This window comes from Collinsella aerofaciens, from assembly GCF_015554145.1.
Lineage (GTDB): Bacteria > Actinomycetota > Coriobacteriia > Coriobacteriales > Coriobacteriaceae > Collinsella > Collinsella aerofaciens_AA.
Genome location: NZ_JADNHZ010000007.1, coordinates 37,833 through 53,795 on the forward strand (window position 1 = coordinate 37,833; position 15,963 = coordinate 53,795).

The window sequence follows — 15,963 nt, forward strand, 5'->3', positions numbered from 1 at the left end:
TCCTTATACTGCGGTGAAACGGCGGAACGCCTAGGCGTCAGCCATCTCCTGCTTCATCTTCTCGATAACCTTGCGGTACTCGGGGTCGCAAGCACCCAGAATCTGCGTGGCATAGATAGCGGCGTTCTTGGCACCGTTGATGGCAACGCAGGCCACGGGCACGCCCGAAGGCATCTGCACCATCGACAGCAGCGAATCCATACCGCCCAGGTCACTCGTCTTCATAGGCACGCCGATAACCGGCAGCGGCGTAAAGGCAGCCACGACACCACCCAGGTGGGCGGCCTTGCCGGCGGCGGCGATAATCACTTTGATACCGCGATCGGCGGCAGTCGAAGCCCACTCGTGGACCTTCGCCGGCGTGCGGTGCGCGCTCGCAATGACGAGCTCATAGGGCACACCCAGTGCCTCGAGCTCGGCGGTGCAGCCTTCCATAACGCCCAGATCGGACTTGGAACCCATGATGATCCCGACAACCGGCTTCTGATCTGCCATAAACATAGACCTCCTGTTGAGAGCGGTGACGCAGCGAATCCGCGACCCTTAACTACTGAGAGTAGTATAGCTGCTCCCGTCCCTGCGGTCCCCGGGTGCCCCGCGGCGGGCTGGGTTTTTATCTTCGCTCCGGTTGCTTCGCAAAGTCGCTCAGCTAAATAACCCAGCCCGCCGCGGGGCACCCGGGGACCTACCGGGGATTGCCATGACGTACGTTGGCTGAAATATTAACGTGGGCTCCGCCGTTCGAACGAACGGCGGAGCCCACACTCACTTTTTATTCAGCCCTAGTCATCGCACAAAGCCCCTTCGGCAGCACACGGTGCAGCCAAGTCACCGCAGGCCGGGGCGGGAGGCGGTCCTTTCTCTCGGAAAACTTCGCGAAGCCCAGTTTCCGAGAGAAAGTGTCCGGCTCCCGCCCCGGCCGGACAGCTCGACCTACACCGTGTGCTGTGGCAGGTCCTGCAGGGCGATGACGTCCATGCCCATGTCGTTGGCGCTGCCGTGACCCTGCTGGTCCTCGCGCACCGCCTCGATGGCACTCACGTACGTGTTGGCCGCAGACATCGCGGTCACGCAGGTCACACCGCGTCGCACTGCCTCGGTGCGCAGCAGATAGCCGTCGCCGCGCGAGCCCGGACCGTACGGCGTGTTGATGATCACCGCGATCTTGCCATCGGCGATGAGGTCGCCGATGTTGGGGCGCTCGCCGTCGTGCGGGCCGCTAATCTTCTCCACGATCTCGCACGTCACGTTGCCTCCACGCAGCACGCGCGCCGTACCCTCGGTGGAGCAGATATCAAAGCCCAGGTAACGCAGGATACGCGCGACCGAAAGGATGTGGCGCTTGTCGCGGTCGCACACGCTGATGAACACCTTGCCGGCGCTCGGGTCGGGCAGCTTGTAGTCGATCGCCAGCTGCGTCTTGGCGTATGCCTCGGGATAGCTCTTGGCGATACCCATGACCTCGCCCGTCGACTTCATCTCGGGCCCCAGGATGACGTCGGCGCCCGGGAAACGACCCCAGGGCATGACGGCTTCCTTCATGCAGAACCAGTCCAGCTGACGTTCGTCGCTCGGCAGGCCCAAGCTCGCGATGGAATCGCCTGCCATGATGCGCGCCGCGCATTTGGCCAGCGGCACACCGGTGGCCTTGGAGATAAACGGCACGGTACGGCTGGCGCGCGGGTTGGCCTCGATCACGTAGACGGTCTCGCCCTTGATGGCATATTGCACGTTGACCAGACCGCGGACTCCCAGCGCCATCGCGATGCGGCGCGTGATCTCGCGGAGCTTCGCCTGCAGGCTCTCGCTAAAGCTGAACGGCGGGATGCAGGTCGCGGAGTCGCCGGAGTGAATACCGGCTTCCTCGATATGCTCCAGGATGCCGCCGATGTATACCTCTTCGCCATCGCACAGGGCGTCGACATCGGACTCGATTGCGCCCTCCAGGAAGCGGTCCAGATACACCGGGTAGTCGGGGCTGATGCGCGCAGCCTCTGCCATGTAATCGCGCAGATGCTCGGCATCGTAGGCGATCATCATGCCGCGGCCGCCCAGCACATAGCTCGGGCGCACCAGCAGCGGATAGCCGATGTGCGCGGCCACGGCCTCGGCCTCCTCAAACGAGGTCGCCTGGCCCGCCGGCGGGTACATGATGCCCAGCTTGTCGAGCAGAGCGGCGAAGCGCTCGCGGTCCTCGGCAAAGTCGATGGCATCGGGCTTGGTGCCCATAATGTTCACGCCGCTCTCCTCGAGCATGCGCGCCAGCTTAAGCGGAGTCTGGCCGCCGAGCGTCACCACGACGCCGTCGGGGCGCTCGACATCGATAACGTCCATGACGTCCTCGTAGGTGAGCGGCTCAAAGTACAAGCGGTCCGAGGTGTCGTAGTCAGTCGAAACGGTCTCGGGGTTGCAGTTGACCATGATGGTCTCGAAGCCGCGAGCCGCCAGTGCGTAGCTCGCGTGCACGCAGCAGTAATCGAACTCGATACCTTGGCCAATGCGGTTGGGGCCGGCGCCCAGGATCATCGCCTTGGGCTTGTCCGCCGGCGTGGTCTCGTCGGGAGCCACGCACTTCTTGGCATCCGGGCTCGTGCGGTAGATGTTCTCGTACGTCTTGTAGTGGTACTCCGTGGCGCTCGAAAACTCCGCAGCGCAGGTATCGACCGTCTTCATGCTGGGAACCACGCCCAGACCCTTGCGATAGGCGCGCACAAAGCGCTCGTCCGAGCCGGTCAGCGCGGCGATCTCGGCGTCACTCGTGCCATACTGCTTGAGCAGGCGCATTGCGTCGGCGTCAATGTCCTCCACACGCAGGCCGCGGATGCTCTCCTGAACTTGCACCATATCGTTGATACGGTTGAGGTACCACGGATCGATACCGCAGATGGCATGGATGCGGGCGATGTCCCAGCCACGGCGCAGGGCCTCGACCACAAAGAAGATGCGGTGCTCGGTCGGGGTTGCCACGGCCTGAGCGAGCTCGTCGTCGCTCAGCTTGTCGGCACCCTCCTTGCCACCGGCGCAAATGCCCTGATGTCCGTCCTCCAGCGAGCGCATGGCCTTGCCAAAGGCCTCCTCAAAGGTGCGGCCGATCGCCATGATCTCGCCCACGGCCTTCATGCGCGTGGTGAGCGTGGGGTCGGTACCCTTGAACTTCTCGAAGGCAAAGCGCGGCACCTTGACCACGCAGTAGTCAATCGTGGGCTCAAAGCAGGCGGGCGTTGCCTTGGTGATGTCGTTGACGATTTCGTCGAGCGTATAGCCAACGGCCAGGCGCGCGGCGGCCTTGGCGATGGGGAAACCCGTGGCCTTGGAGGCCAGTGCGGACGAGCGGCTCACGCGCGGGTTCATCTCGATGACGATCAGACGGCCGGTCTGGGGGTTCACGGCAAACTGCACGTTGGAGCCGCCGGTCTCGACGCCAATCTTCTCCAGAATGGCGAGCGACGCGACACGCATGCGCTGGTACTCAAGATCGGAGAGGGTCTGCGCAGGCGCCACGGTGATGGAGTCGCCGGTGTGCACGCCCATGGGATCGAGGTTCTCGATGGAGCACACGATGATGCCGTTGCCGGCGTGGTCGCGCATGACCTCCATCTCGTACTCTTTCCAGCCCTCGATGGACTCCTCGACCAGCACCTCGTGGGCAGGCGAAAGCTCGAGGCCCTGGCTCACGATAGAGACGAGCTCCTCGTGGGTGTGAGCGATGCCGCCGCCGGCACCGCCGAGGGTAAAGCTCGGACGCAGCACGCAGGGATAGCCCACGCGCTCGGCGATGGCCTCGGCGTCAGCCACGCTATAGGCGTAGCCCGAGCGCGCGACCTCCAGGCCGATCTCGGCCATGGCCTCGTTAAAGAGCTTGCGGTCCTCGCCGCGCTCGATGGCGGCCAGGTCGCAACCGATCATCTCGACGCCGTACTTGTCCAGCGTGCCGTCTTTCGCCAGCTCGACGGCGGCGTTCAGACCGGTCTGGCCGCCCAGCGTGGGCAGCAGCGCGTCCGGGCGCTCTCTCTTGATTACGCGCTCGATAAACTCGGCGGTGATGGGCTCGACATAGGTGCGGTCGGCAAGACCCGGGTCGGTCATGATGGTCGCCGGGTTGGAGTTGACCAGGATGACCTCAAAGCCATCCTCCTTGAGCACCTTGCAGGCCTGGGCGCCGGAGTAGTCGAACTCACAGGCCTGGCCAATAACGATGGGGCCCGAGCCAATGACGAGGATGCGCTTGATGTCAGTACGTTTAGGCATGTTAGTTCTCCTCGTTCTTGGTCGCGGCGGAACCACCATCGGCGAAATTCCAGCCGGCGAGGCGGTCCTTCGCGGTGTCGATGTCCAGGTAGTTCTCCTCGCCGTCCATGAGTCGCGTAAAGGCGGTAAAGAGATAGTGGGCATCGGTGGGGCCGGGCGAAGCCTCGGGGTGGTACTGGACCGAGAAACACGGGGCGTCGAGCAGCTGGATGCCCTCGGCGGTGCCGTCGTTGAGGTTCACATGTGTCAGGCGAATGCGACCAAAGCGCTCGTTCATCACGACCGGCGCGACGCCGCGACGCACCCAGGCGCGCAGGTCGCCATCGGCCGCATGCTCGGTTTCGCCGCCGGAAAGCTCCGGAATCAGTTTGCCCAGACTGGGGAACAGCAGGCCAAAGCCGTGGTTTTGCGCGGTGATCTCCACGCGACGGCTCACCAGATTCATAACCGGCTGGTTACCGCCACGGTGACCGAATTTAAGCTTTTCCATTTGGGCGCCGCAGGCCAAGCTGATCATCTGGTGACCCAGGCAAATACCAAAGACCGGCACCTTGCCGATCAGCTGCTGCACCTGCTCGTAGGTCTCCACCACGGCATCGGGGTCGCCGGGGCCGTTGGACAAAAAGACGCCATCAGGATTCATGTCGAGCACCTGCTGGGCGGGCGTATCCCACGGCACGACGGTGAGGTCGCAGCCGGCACGGACCAGGCCCTCCAGAATACCGCGCTTCACACCGCAGTCGTAGGCGACCACTTTGTGACGGGCAGGAGCGGCAGCCGCAAGCGCAAAGCCATGCGTGGCAGGCAGGTCGGCGGCCACAAACTCGTGAGGCGCGGGACAGCTCACGGTCTTGACCAGGTTCTCGCCCACCAGCGTGGGCGCTGCGTCCAGACGCTCGGCGAGCTCGTCGACGTCGAAGATCTCTGTCGAGATAATGCCCATCTTGGAACCATTGTCGCGCAGATGGCGCACCAGAGCGCGGGTGTCGACACCCTCGATAGCGACGATGCCGTGAGCGCGCAGGTACTCCGGCACGCTGACGGCCGAGCGCCAGTTAGAAGGCGTGGCGCACATGTCGCGAACGATCATGCCGCGCATAGCCGGAGCGCTCGCAGGGCGCACGGCGTCGCCGGGGAAGGCCGACTGGACATCGGTCTCGTCGATACCGTAATTGCCGATCTGCGGATAGGTCATGGTTACAATTTGGCCGGCATAACTCGGGTCGGTCATGACCTCAAAGTAGCCCTCAAGCGAGGTGTTGAAGCAGACTTCGCCGGTCGCGGTGCCCTCGGCGCCGCATGCACGTCCATAAAAAATGGTCCCATCCTCAAGATACAGGATACAGGGACCGCAGGTGCCCTTGCTGGTTTTGGCCAGCATACGCTGGCAAAGCTCGCTGGGCGCGAAGGTGCGGGCGGCAGCGCCCGCGGTATGGTTGTTCGCCATAATTCTCCTTCCCGGTCTCACAGGACCGGCTTAAAGGTTGGTAGTTAGGCCTCGCGGTATTCTAACCGCAAGCATCGCCTATGGCATTAATTACATAGAATTGTTTACAAAAAGATAATTATGACGTCTCATGCATAATGATTTTTCTGGGACGGGGATTAAAAATCATCCCGCGGGGCTTGTGGCTCACACGGGATGATGGCGTCTTATTTTTTCTTGTCCTGTTCCAGCAGATCGGACGGTGAACGATCGGGCTTGCCGCCGCGGAAAATCTCGCGGCCATGCAGACGATGCTCCAGGTCACGTTCGGCCTTTTCCTCGTCAATCTTGGTCTGGCTCACCACCGGGTCCTCGATCAGCGACGAAACCGAGTTCACCTGTTTTTGAATGCGCTCGGCAATGGTGTCGTCCATGCTTACGATGCGCATCTTCCAGTCGATACTCGTGGCGTTGGATGAGCTCTTGGTCCACACAAACGTCAAAATGGCGCTCTGATGACCCCGCGCGGGGAACATGCCAAAAAAGGAATCGTGCTGAATGTTGCTATCCTCGTCGATATAGGCGTGAACGTTATACACCACGCGGTCAATCTTGTCGTTGAGCAGGGCGTTGGTCGCAAGCGCCGCGGCCTGGATCTGCCCGTTGGACAGCAGCTCGAGCTCATTGGCAGACGACGTGTCCAACACCGTCACCTCAACCGTGCCCGTGCGCTCATCGGCCTCGTCGACAGAAAAATCAAGCGGGAACTGCGTAAAGCCGTTGCCCCATTCGAGTCCACCCTTGAGCGCGGTCGAGACGGTATCCACCGAAACGCTCTCGGACAGGTTGGCGGTATTCAGACGGCGCATCACGCCGTAGCCGATCTGCATGCCCACGATCAGCACCAGAATACCGATGACCACGGCCATCGCGGTCTTCGTAATGGTATGGCTCACCTGCGAGCCCGAAGGATCGTCCTCGGACAGCGGGTCGATATGTTTTGCCTGGCTCGCGCGGTCCTCGCTGCGCAGCTGCGCTAGCGCCGCTTTGTCACCGCGCTTGGCCGCAGCCTCCTTCTCACGCATGCGCTCGGTTCGCTTTTTGGCAAGCGTGGGATCCAAGACACCGGATGCATCGATTTCGGAGAATAACTCCGTCACTTCTTCCGGAGTCAAAGGGTTCTTGTCAGCCATAAACTTCCTGTCATATCAATCAGTCGAGCTCGTGCGCACGCGCACCTTCGAACTGCATTCGATAGTAACGGGCATAGGTGCCGCCACGGGCGAGAAGCTCCTCGTGCGTGCCACGCTCCACAACGCGACCATGCTCAACGGTCGCAATCTCATCGGCATGCTTAATGGTCGAAAGACGATGGGCGATGATGATTGTGGTACGGCCGCGTGCCAGCTCTTCGAGTGACTCCTGCACCGCCTCCTCGCTCTCGTTATCCAAAGCACTCGTCGCCTCGTCCAAAATCAGGATCTTGGGGTTCTTGAGAAACACGCGCGCGATGGCAACGCGCTGTTTCTGTCCGCCCGAAAGACGGCTGCCGCGCTCGCCCACGACCGTGTCATAGCCCTGTGGAAGCGACTCGATAAAGGCATCGATGTTGGCACGACGGGCGGCCTCGGCGATCTCTTCTGCCGTGGCGCCCGGCTTGCCGTAGGCGATGTTCTCGCCGATTGTTCCGTCAAACAGGTAGACATCCTGCTGCACCAGGCCGATAGCGCGGCGCAGGCTCTGCTGCGTCACATCGCGCACGTCCTGACCGTCGATGCTAATGGACCCAGCGGCAACGTCGTAAAAGCGCGGCAGCAGCGAACAGGTCGTGGACTTGCCACCGCCCGAAGGGCCAACCAAAGCGATGGTCTGCCCGGGCTTGATGGACAGATCCATATGGTCGATAACGGGACGCTCGTCGGCATCGCCCTCGCCCAGCTCAACATCCTCGTAGTTAAAGCACACGTCGTGATAATCCACGGCGCCGGCGGTCACCTGCAGATCCATGGCGCCCGGCTTGTCCTGGATATCCGGCGCGGTCGAGAGTACCTCGTCCATACGCTTAAAGCCGGCGATGGCCTTCTGATACGTTTCGGCCGAATTGACGAGTGTCTCGAGCGGCGTGCAGAACAGCGAAATATAGAGTGCAAAGGTCGCCATATCGACCGCCTGCAGCTGTCCCTGGGCGACCAGCCAGCCGCCCAGCAGTACCACGATCACATAGAGCACACCCGAGAGCAGGCCATACGTCGCAGTATAGACGCCCATGGCGTGATACATGTTTTCCTTGGACGAAAGGTAGCGATTGTTGGAGGCGCGGAACTTAGAGCGCTCGGTCTCCTCATTGGCAAAGCTCTTGACCACGCGCATGCCCGCCAGCGAATCCTGCAGCTGCGCATTGATGCCGCTGATCTTTTTGCGGTTGTCGCTAAAGACCTCGCGCATGCGCATGTTCTGCCAAAACATGATGACCGAAAACGCTGCTGTCACCGCAGCCATGGCAAGCGCCAGCACCGGGGCGATGGTAAAGAGGATCACAAACGAGCCGATAATCTCGATGCCGCAGATGATGATCCACTCGGGCACGTGGTGCGCCGCCTCGCAGATATCGAACAGGTCGTTGACCACGCGGCTCATCATGTCGCCCGAGCTGTTACGGTCGAAGTACGCAAAGCTAAAGCGCTCATACTGGTCGAACAGGTCCTCGCGCATCTTGGACTCCATGCGCGCACCCATCACGTGACCCCAATAGCTCACAAAATAGCGGCAGGCGCAGCGGACGGCATACATCAGCACCAAACCCACCGCGATCATACCGAGCGCCTGCATAATGGCAGCCTGACCCTGGGTAAAGAGCCCACCGGTCAAATTGCGCAGGATAATGGGGAACGCCAGGTCAATGGCGGCAAGCACCAGAGCACAAACAGTATCAGCAACAAAAAGCCCCATCTGGGGCTCGTAATACGAGAGAAACCTTTTAAACATGCAATCCTCGAAGAGAAATAAATAGCGTGAGAAATCCGGTTGAACCGGTCAGGCTGAAAACAAAGCGTCCCAACAAGCATAACGCCGATGTTCTGGCAGCGTCAGCGAAAACGTCCCTAAGCGAGCAAGGTGCCTTGAAAGAGGAGCGACGCGTACTTCGGTACGCGAGCGACGATTGAAAGGCAGATTGCCGCTTAGGGGCGTTTGCAGCGTCGACTCGTTACGCGGTTTGGTAAAACCGCGTAACCTAGAGCTCCGCACCCCCAAGGCGATGCGCGATGCTATCGCAGGCCAAGGCGCCCACGACGGTCTTGGCGTCTTCGATCTTGCCGTCGAGCACGGCGTCGATCAGCTCGTGCAGCGGCACCAGGTCCACGTTGACAAACTCGTCATCATCGGGGTTGGGCGCATCAAACTCGAGCTTGGTAGCCAAGTAGATGCGGATGATCTCATCGCAAAAACCGCAGGACGTGACAATCGACGTCAAAAAGCGAATACGACCAGCCCTAAAGCCCGTCTCCTCATGCAGTTCGCGCTTGGCGCAATCGAGCGGATCCTCGCCTGGATCGAGCTTGCCGGCGGGAATCTCGACCGTCACGCGGTCGATGGCGGTGCGGTACTGACGCACCAGTACGATCTTGCCGCTCTCGGTCAGCGCCACGACGGCCGCCGCACCCGGATGGCGAACGATATCGCGGGCGCTGCGGCGACCGTTGGGCAGCTCAACCTCAAGACGGTGGACGTCGAGGATCTTGCCCTTCCAGGCGCACTCCTCCGAAAGAATCTTCTCGTGCAGCTCGGCATCGTGCGGGTCGTCGTCGCCCAGCACCAGCGCCGGCTCGTCAGCGACCTCGCCACCAGGCTCGCCCTCGGCGTGCCCATACATGCGGCTGTCCTCTTCGACGATCTGCGCGTCCACGAGCTCTTCGTTCTTCTCGTCCATCCGTCTCATTCCTCTCGGATTTAGGCATCCCAGGCGTCGCGGCCGCGCAGCGCGCGCAGGCCGATGTCGTGACGCAGGGTCTTGCCCTCAAAATCAATCTTCTCGCAAGCCTCGTAGGCAAGGTTGCGAGCGTTCTCAAACGTGTCGCCCAGAGCGGTCACGGCAAGCACGCGGCCACCATTGGTCACGAGCTGGCCGTCCACCACGGCAGTACCCGCGTGGTAAACGGTCACGTTCTCCATGGCCTCGGCATCCTCAATGCCAGTGATGACCTTGCCCTTCTCGTAGCTGCCGGGATAGCCCGCGCTCGTCAGGACAACGGCCACGGCCCACTCGTCACGCCAGTCGAGCTCAATCTGATCGAGCTCGCAGTTGGCGCAGGCGAGCATGACCTCGACCAGGTCGTTCTTAAGGCGCGGCAGCACAACCTGAGTCTCGGGATCACCAAAGCGGGCGTTGAACTCCAGCACCTTGGGGCCGGCGGGGGTGAGCATAAAGCCGCCATACAGGCAGCCGCGGTAGTCGATGCCCTCGGCAGCAAGCTCGGCCACGGTCTGCTCCATGACCGCCACCATCGTGGCGTGCTCTTCATCGGTCACGATGGGCACCGGGCTGTAGACGCCCATGCCACCGGTGTTGGGGCCCTTGTCGCCCTCGAGCGCGCGCTTGTGGTCCTGCGAAGTGGCCATGGGGCGCACGGTCTTGCCGTCGGTAAAGGCCAGCAGCGAGCACTCGGGACCGGTCAGCATCTCCTCGATGACCACGGTGCTGCCGGCATCGCCAAAGGTGCCGCCAAAGCACTCGCGCACGGCCTCCTCGGCCTGCTCAAGTTCGGTCGCCACGATAACGCCCTTGCCCGCGGCAAGGCCGTCGGCCTTGACGACCAGCGGGGCGCCCTGCTCGCGCACGTAGGCGAGAGCCGAAGCCTCGTCGGTAAACGAACCATAGGCTGCCGTCGGAATGCCCGCACGCTCCATGAGCTGCTTGGAGAACAGCTTGGAGCCCTCCATCTGGGCGCCCTCGGCACCCGGGCCAAAGCAGGGAATACCCGCCGCGCGCACGGCGTCGGCCACGCCCGCCACGAGCGGAGCCTCGGGGCCAATTACCACGAGTCCGCATCCGTGGCTCTGAGCAAACGCCGCCACGGCCGCGGGATCGCAGTCTTCGAGAACAACGTTCTCGCCGCAGCTCGCGGTGCCGCCGTTACCCGGCGCAATGTAGAGCTTGCCGGCGCGCGGTGATGCTGCGAGCTTTGCTGCCAAAGCATGCTCGCGGCCGCCGCTGCCCAACAACAGGATGTCGATGGTTTGAGTGTCCGCCTTCAAGGGTGCCTCCTCTATGGATGAATGGCCCGCTCCGCGCGAGCCCTTTGCAAGCAAATATACCCCTCGGCCGCCCACTTGGGCTGCAAAGGGGTATATCGCAATAACCAAATGGTCCCGATTACTTCCAGAATCGGTTGATGATCTGCTCGCGACCAGCGCCAACGCCAATGAACGTCACGCGGGTGTGTGCCAGATCCTCGATAAACGCCACATAGTCCTGAGCCTCTTGCGGCAGCTCGTCAAAGCTGCGGCAACCGGTGATATCGCACTTCCAGCCGGGGAGCTCCTCGTAGATGGGCTTGGCGTGCTCAAAGCGCACCTGATGCTCGGGCACGCTCGTGTAGCGCTCGCCATCGACGTCGTAGGCCACGCACACCTTGATGGTGTCGAAGGCCGAAAGCACGTCGAGCTTGGTCACGGCGATGTCGGTGAGGCCGTTGACGCGCGAGGCATAGTTGGCGATAGGGCCGTCAAACCAGCCGCAACGACGACGGCGACCGGTGGTCACGCCGTACTCATAGCCCTCCTCGGTCAGCGTGTGGCCGGCCTCGGACTCATAGGAAAGCTCGGTGGGCATGGGGCCCGAACCGACGCGGGTGATATAGGCCTTCATGACGCCCAGCACGCGGTCGACGTTCTTCATGCCCACACCGGAGCCGGTGATGGCGCCGCCGGCGGTACAGTTGGAAGACGTCACGTACGGATAGGTGCCGTGGTCGATGTCGAGCAGCGTCGCCTGGGCGCCCTCAAACAGCAGGTTCTTGCCCTCATCGATCATGTTGTTGAGCAGCAGGCTCGTCTCGGTGATGTAGGGACGCAGGCGCTCGGCCATCGGCAGATACTCGTCGCAAATCTGGTCCACGGTGTAGGTGGGCAGGTTGTAGATGAGCTCGAGCTCGGGGTTCACGCGGGCAAGAGCGGTCTCCAGCTTGTCGCGGAACAGCGTCTCGTCCAGCATGTCCTGCATGCGCAGACCAATGCGGGCCATCTTGTCCTGATAGCACGGACCGATGCCGCGCTTGGTGGTACCGATGTTCTTCTTGCCGAGCTTCTGCTCAAAGGCGCCATCCAGATCGATGTGGTACGGCATGATGACATGCGCGTTGCCACTAATCTTGAGGTTCTTGGTGGTGATGCCGTCGGCCTCGAACATGTCGATCTCCTCAAGGACAACCTTGGGGTTGACGACGCAGCCGTTACCGATCACCGACACGTGGTCGGAATACATGATGCCGGAGGGCACCTGGTGCAGGCCGTACTTCTTGCCGTTGACGACGATGGTGTGACCGGCGTTGTTGCCGCCCGAGTAGCGCACGACAGCATCGAAGTCGCCGGCGACCAGGTCGCAAATCTTACCCTTGCCCTCATCGCCCCACTGGGCACCGACCAAAACGGTTGACGGCATGTTTACTCCTTACATTCATGGACTGTCTACGCGCCACGCCGGCACGCAGAAGCACAAAACATTCCCAGTATACCCGTGCAACGGGCGCCTGTCCTACTCCTCGGCATGTGCCCCATCAAGCTCATAGAACTTGGTGGATGCCGGCAGGAACATCAGGTCGACGTCGCCGATCGGGCCCGAACGGTTCTTAGCCACGACGATACGCGTAACGCCCTCGTCGGGTCGATCGTCGCGCGAGGCTTCGGCCTCGTCGGCGGAGCGGTCCAAGAACATAACGATATCGGCGTCCTGCTCGATGGAGCCCGATTCACGAAGGTCGGAAAGCTGCGGGCGCTTGCCGGTACGGGATTCGACCTGACGCGAGAGCTGCGACAGCGCGATGAGCGGGATCTTGAGCTCCTTGGCCATGATCTTCAGACCACGCGACATTTCCGAGACCTCGACGGTACGGCTCTCGGAGCGGCGTCCCGGCGGAGGACTCACCAGCTGCAGGTAGTCCAAGATGATGATGGCCTTCTCCTTGTTGTGGAGCATGCGGCGGCTCTTGGCGCGGATCTCGGTCACCGTGGTGCCGGGCGTATCGTCAATCAGAATATCGAGCTTGGACAAGGTCTGCGTGGCCTCGTTGATATTGGCCCACTGCTCGGGGCTAATGCGGCCCATGCGGAAGTCACTGATCGAAATCATGGCGTAGGCGCAAATCAGACGCTGGGCAATTTCCTTGCCCGACATCTCCAGAGAGAAGAAGCCGACGGTATAACCGGCGGCGGCGGCGTTGAGCGCCAGGTTCAGGGCGAACGACGTCTTACCCACAGCAGGGCGGGCGCCGATGATGATGAGCTGGCCCTCGCGAAAACCCATGAGCATGCGGTCGAGCGACGGGAAGCCCGTGGGCACGCCCGCAGCCTGGCCGCCGGCCTGGCACACTTCCTCGGCCTCGTTATAGGCCTCGACCATAAACTCGGTCAGCGTCTTGTAGCTCGACTTGACCTCGCGCGCCGTGACCTTGAGCAACTTGCTCTCGGCCAGCTCCACGACCTCTTTGGTGTCGGTGGGGGCGTTGTATGCCAGCGCGTTGATCTCGTTGGTGGCGCCGATCAGCTCACGCAGCATCGAATCGCGGCGAACGATAGCGGCATGGTGCTGCCAGTTGACGAGCGACAGGGTCTGACCCATCAACTCCAAAATGTACGCTTCGCCGCCCACGGCATCGAGCTTGTTGATGCTTCGCAGGTAATCGATCAGCGAGATGGAGTCGATGGGAATGCGGCTGTTGTACATATCGACCATCGCGGTATAGATGGTCTTATGAATGGGCCGGTAGAAGTCATCGGGCTGCAGCTCGACCTGGGCTTCTTCGACCACCTCGGGCGATAGCAGCATAGCGGCCAGTACATTGGCCTCTGCATCTTGGTTTTGGGGAAGACCCAACTTTGAGCCGCGGTCCTCAACCGTCAGCCCGGTCTCCCTATCGTCATATGCCATGAGCATCCTCATTCATATCGCTTGCGAGCATCCATAGTATCAGCCACGGTCCCAAAACGCGCCGCGCGCCGCCAATCATCACCGAACCAAACGGATGAACGGTCCTGTGTATAGGACTTCGACGCAACGTTCACCATGACACTCACTCAGCGCAAATAAAACAAAAGGGCGCCCTGGTTTCCCAGAGCGCCCTTCTTAGAACAAGATTGTTGCGTTGCAGCAAATGCTACTCGGCAGCAGCCTCAGTCTCGACCTCGGCGGTCTCGGCCTCGGCGACCTCAGCGGCCTCCTCGACCTCAGCCTCGGCAGCGAGCTCCTCGGCGGTAACGCCGACGAGAACGACAACCTCGGCCTTGATCTCGCGGTACAGCGAGATGGCAACGGTGTGGGCACCGGCAACCTTGATGGGCTTACCGAGCTCGACGCGCTTGCGGTCGATGTCCATACCGAGCTGAGCCTTGATGGCGTCAGCGATCATAGCGGCGGTAACGGAGCCAAAGAGGATGCCCTCGTCGCCGACCTTGACGTCAACGGTGACCGTCTTGCCCTCGAAGGCAGCCTTGGTCTCGTTGGCGGTAGCCAGACGGACGGCCTCGCGCTTGGCGATGTTGTTGCGACGCTCGTCAAGCTGCTTGAGGTTGCCCTTGGTGGCGGCAACAGCGAGCTTCTTGGGGAACAGGAAGTTCTCAGCGTAACCCTGAGCGACCTCTACGACGTCACCCTCGCCGCCCTTGCCCTTGATCTCATCGAGAAGAATAACCTTCATGATGCGTCTCCCTTCTTAGCCGCGGTCGCGGTTGCCACGAGAGGAAACCACGGGGACGGTGTACGGCAGGAGTGCCATCTCGCGGGCGCGCTTGATGGCATTGGCGATGTCATGCTGATGCTGCGTGCAAGCGCCAGTGACGCGACGGGGCTTGATCTTGCCACGGTCGGTCATGTACTTACGGAGAAGCTGAGTGTCCTTATAGTCGATGAACTCAGTGTTCTCCTTGCAGAACTGGCAGTACTTACGACGCGGCTGACGTGCAGAAAAATCATTAGCCATGTCAAAATACCTTTCATTTGGCAACTTCGGCGAACCGAAGCCGCCTCTCACTCAAAAATAGGTGAACAACCCTTAGAACGGGATGTCCTCATCGTAGACGTCGACCGCGGGCGGCGTAGCCACCGGTGCGGCAGGACGTGCTGCGGGCGCGGGAGCTGCGGGGGCGTAACCGCCCTGATCGTAGCCACCCTGGCCACCACGGGAGCTCATAAACTCGATCTCATCGACGATGACCTCAAGCTTGCTCCGGCGCTGGCCGTCGCGCTCCCAAGAGCTGTAGCGCAGCTTGCCCTCGATCGCGACCTTGTTTCCCTTTGCCAGGAAACGGCTCACGGCCTCGGCGCGGGTGCCGAACATGGTGCAGTCGACAAAGTTGGGATAGTCCTCCCACTCGCCAGTCTGCGCGTTGCGGCGACGATCGTTCACGGCGACGCCAAAGGACAGAACCTGGGTTCCGCCGGCGGTGGCGCGCAGCTCGGGATCGCGGGTGAGGTTACCGGTGATGTTCACTCGATTGATGCTCATAACTCACTACTTCCTCTTGGGGCACAAGCCCAGTCCAAAACGACAGTCTTACTCCTGGTCGTCACGACGGACGATCATGTGGCGGACCACAGCGTCGGTGATGCGCAGGACGCGATCAAGCTCGGCGATCTGGGTAGGATCTGCGTGGAAGTTGATGAGGGTGTAGTCACCATCGGTGAGGTCGTTGATCTCGTAGGCGAGCTTGCGCTTGCCCCACTCGTCAACGGAGTCGACCTTGCCAGCGCCCTCGGCGATCGTGGTATCGATACGCTTCATAACAGCGAGACGAGTCTCGGGGTCGAGCGACGGGTCAACAAAGAACAGCAGTTCATAAGCCTTCATATTGTCACCTCCTCTGGGCAAATGTGGCTTCAGGTCGTGAAGGTGCGCCTGAAGCAGGAAAAGACTTGGTAATAATATCTTTCAACCTCCCAGGCCGCAAGAATATGCAGCTACAACCTCATGACCTCCACATATGCCCATATTCGCACGACGTTTCATGCGCATTCCAACCAAATGCCGACCAAGAGCTTGACGGATTTGTGGACAAGATACGGTGCCGCGGGGACAAGC

13 protein-coding genes are annotated in these 15,963 nt (G+C 61.4%); all 13 read right to left on the reverse strand.

The genetic code is table 11. The features are described from left to right. Positions 1-30 precede the first annotated feature (30 nt). The 13 genes from purE to rpsF all read right to left on the reverse strand — a co-directional run bounded on the left by purE (position 31) and on the right by rpsF (position 15,732). On the reverse strand, positions 31-495 hold the full coding sequence (gene purE / locus I2E13_RS04050; protein ID WP_006235810.1) for a 5-(carboxyamino)imidazole ribonucleotide mutase: 465 nt from the start codon (positions 493-495) through the stop codon (positions 31-33). A gap of 438 nt (positions 496-933) precedes the next feature. Continuing rightward, entirely contained in the window at positions 934-4,248 is a 3,315-nt protein-coding gene (gene carB, locus I2E13_RS04055; RefSeq protein ID WP_195404255.1) for a carbamoyl-phosphate synthase large subunit, read from the reverse strand. A 1-nt stretch (position 4,249) separates the two neighbouring features. Continuing rightward, on the reverse strand, positions 4,250-5,695 hold the full coding sequence (carA, locus tag I2E13_RS04060; protein WP_195404256.1) for a glutamine-hydrolyzing carbamoyl-phosphate synthase small subunit: 1,446 nt from the start codon (positions 5,693-5,695) through the stop codon (positions 4,250-4,252). A gap of 206 nt (positions 5,696-5,901) precedes the next feature. Beyond that, the gene (locus I2E13_RS04065) at positions 5,902-6,867 is read right to left on the reverse strand and encodes a hypothetical protein (RefSeq protein ID WP_055251358.1); all 966 of its coding nucleotides are present in this window, start codon (positions 6,865-6,867) and stop codon (positions 5,902-5,904) included. A 19-nt stretch (positions 6,868-6,886) separates the two neighbouring features. Beyond that, positions 6,887-8,659 carry an ABC transporter ATP-binding protein gene (locus I2E13_RS04070; RefSeq protein WP_195404257.1) on the reverse strand — a complete coding sequence of 591 codons (1,773 nt, stop codon included), beginning with the start codon at positions 8,657-8,659 and terminating at the stop codon, positions 6,887-6,889. A gap of 247 nt (positions 8,660-8,906) precedes the next feature. Continuing rightward, positions 8,907-9,602 (reverse strand): NUDIX domain-containing protein, encoded by a 696-nt coding sequence (locus tag I2E13_RS04075; protein ID WP_195404258.1) that lies wholly within the window; start codon positions 9,600-9,602, stop codon positions 8,907-8,909. Positions 9,603-9,622: 20 nt separating this feature from the next. After that, a complete protein-coding gene (purD, locus tag I2E13_RS04080; RefSeq protein ID WP_117735842.1) occupies positions 9,623-10,927 on the reverse strand; it encodes a phosphoribosylamine--glycine ligase in 1,305 nt (434 codons plus the stop codon). A gap of 118 nt (positions 10,928-11,045) precedes the next feature. Next, the gene (locus I2E13_RS04085) at positions 11,046-12,332 is read right to left on the reverse strand and encodes an adenylosuccinate synthase (RefSeq protein WP_089572585.1); all 1,287 of its coding nucleotides are present in this window, start codon (positions 12,330-12,332) and stop codon (positions 11,046-11,048) included. A gap of 93 nt (positions 12,333-12,425) precedes the next feature. Further along, entirely contained in the window at positions 12,426-13,823 is a 1,398-nt protein-coding gene (gene dnaB, locus I2E13_RS04090) for a replicative DNA helicase (protein ID WP_006235827.1), read from the reverse strand. 220 nt (positions 13,824-14,043) lie between these two features. Then, the gene (rplI, locus tag I2E13_RS04095; protein ID WP_022094073.1) at positions 14,044-14,583 is read right to left on the reverse strand and encodes a 50S ribosomal protein L9; all 540 of its coding nucleotides are present in this window, start codon (positions 14,581-14,583) and stop codon (positions 14,044-14,046) included. Positions 14,584-14,598: 15 nt separating this feature from the next. Then, positions 14,599-14,865, reverse strand: a complete 267-nt coding sequence (gene rpsR / locus I2E13_RS04100) for a 30S ribosomal protein S18 (RefSeq protein ID WP_006235829.1) — start codon at positions 14,863-14,865, stop codon at positions 14,599-14,601. 72 nt (positions 14,866-14,937) lie between these two features. Further along, positions 14,938-15,390 (reverse strand): single-stranded DNA-binding protein, encoded by a 453-nt coding sequence (locus I2E13_RS04105; RefSeq protein WP_006235830.1) that lies wholly within the window; start codon positions 15,388-15,390, stop codon positions 14,938-14,940. A gap of 48 nt (positions 15,391-15,438) precedes the next feature. Then, positions 15,439-15,732 carry a 30S ribosomal protein S6 gene (rpsF, locus tag I2E13_RS04110; protein ID WP_006235831.1) on the reverse strand — a complete coding sequence of 98 codons (294 nt, stop codon included), beginning with the start codon at positions 15,730-15,732 and terminating at the stop codon, positions 15,439-15,441. Positions 15,733-15,963: the final 231 nt, after the last annotated feature.

What these genes read in the sequence shown, in the direction of transcription:
- carB (WP_195404255.1), bottom strand. Translation starts at nt 4,248, where the DNA reads ATGCCTAAACGTACTGACATCAAGCGCATCCTCGTCATTGGCTCGGGC.
- I2E13_RS04085 (WP_089572585.1), bottom strand. Translation starts at nt 12,332, where the DNA reads ATGCCGTCAACCGTTTTGGTCGGTGCCCAGTGGGGCGATGAGGGCAAG.
- rplI (WP_022094073.1), bottom strand. Translation starts at nt 14,583, where the DNA reads ATGAAGGTTATTCTTCTCGATGAGATCAAGGGCAAGGGCGGCGAGGGT.
- dnaB (WP_006235827.1), bottom strand. Translation starts at nt 13,823, where the DNA reads ATGCTCATGGCATATGACGATAGGGAGACCGGGCTGACGGTTGAGGAC.
- I2E13_RS04105 (WP_006235830.1), bottom strand. Translation starts at nt 15,390, where the DNA reads ATGAGCATCAATCGAGTGAACATCACCGGTAACCTCACCCGCGATCCC.
- purE (WP_006235810.1), bottom strand. Translation starts at nt 495, where the DNA reads ATGGCAGATCAGAAGCCGGTTGTCGGGATCATCATGGGTTCCAAGTCC.
- I2E13_RS04065 (WP_055251358.1), bottom strand. Translation starts at nt 6,867, where the DNA reads ATGGCTGACAAGAACCCTTTGACTCCGGAAGAAGTGACGGAGTTATTC.
- rpsF (WP_006235831.1), bottom strand. Translation starts at nt 15,732, where the DNA reads ATGAAGGCTTATGAACTGCTGTTCTTTGTTGACCCGTCGCTCGACCCC.
- I2E13_RS04070 (WP_195404257.1), bottom strand. Translation starts at nt 8,659, where the DNA reads ATGTTTAAAAGGTTTCTCTCGTATTACGAGCCCCAGATGGGGCTTTTT.
- carA (WP_195404256.1), bottom strand. Translation starts at nt 5,695, where the DNA reads ATGGCGAACAACCATACCGCGGGCGCTGCCGCCCGCACCTTCGCGCCC.
- rpsR (WP_006235829.1), bottom strand. Translation starts at nt 14,865, where the DNA reads ATGGCTAATGATTTTTCTGCACGTCAGCCGCGTCGTAAGTACTGCCAG.
- I2E13_RS04075 (WP_195404258.1), bottom strand. Translation starts at nt 9,602, where the DNA reads ATGGACGAGAAGAACGAAGAGCTCGTGGACGCGCAGATCGTCGAAGAG.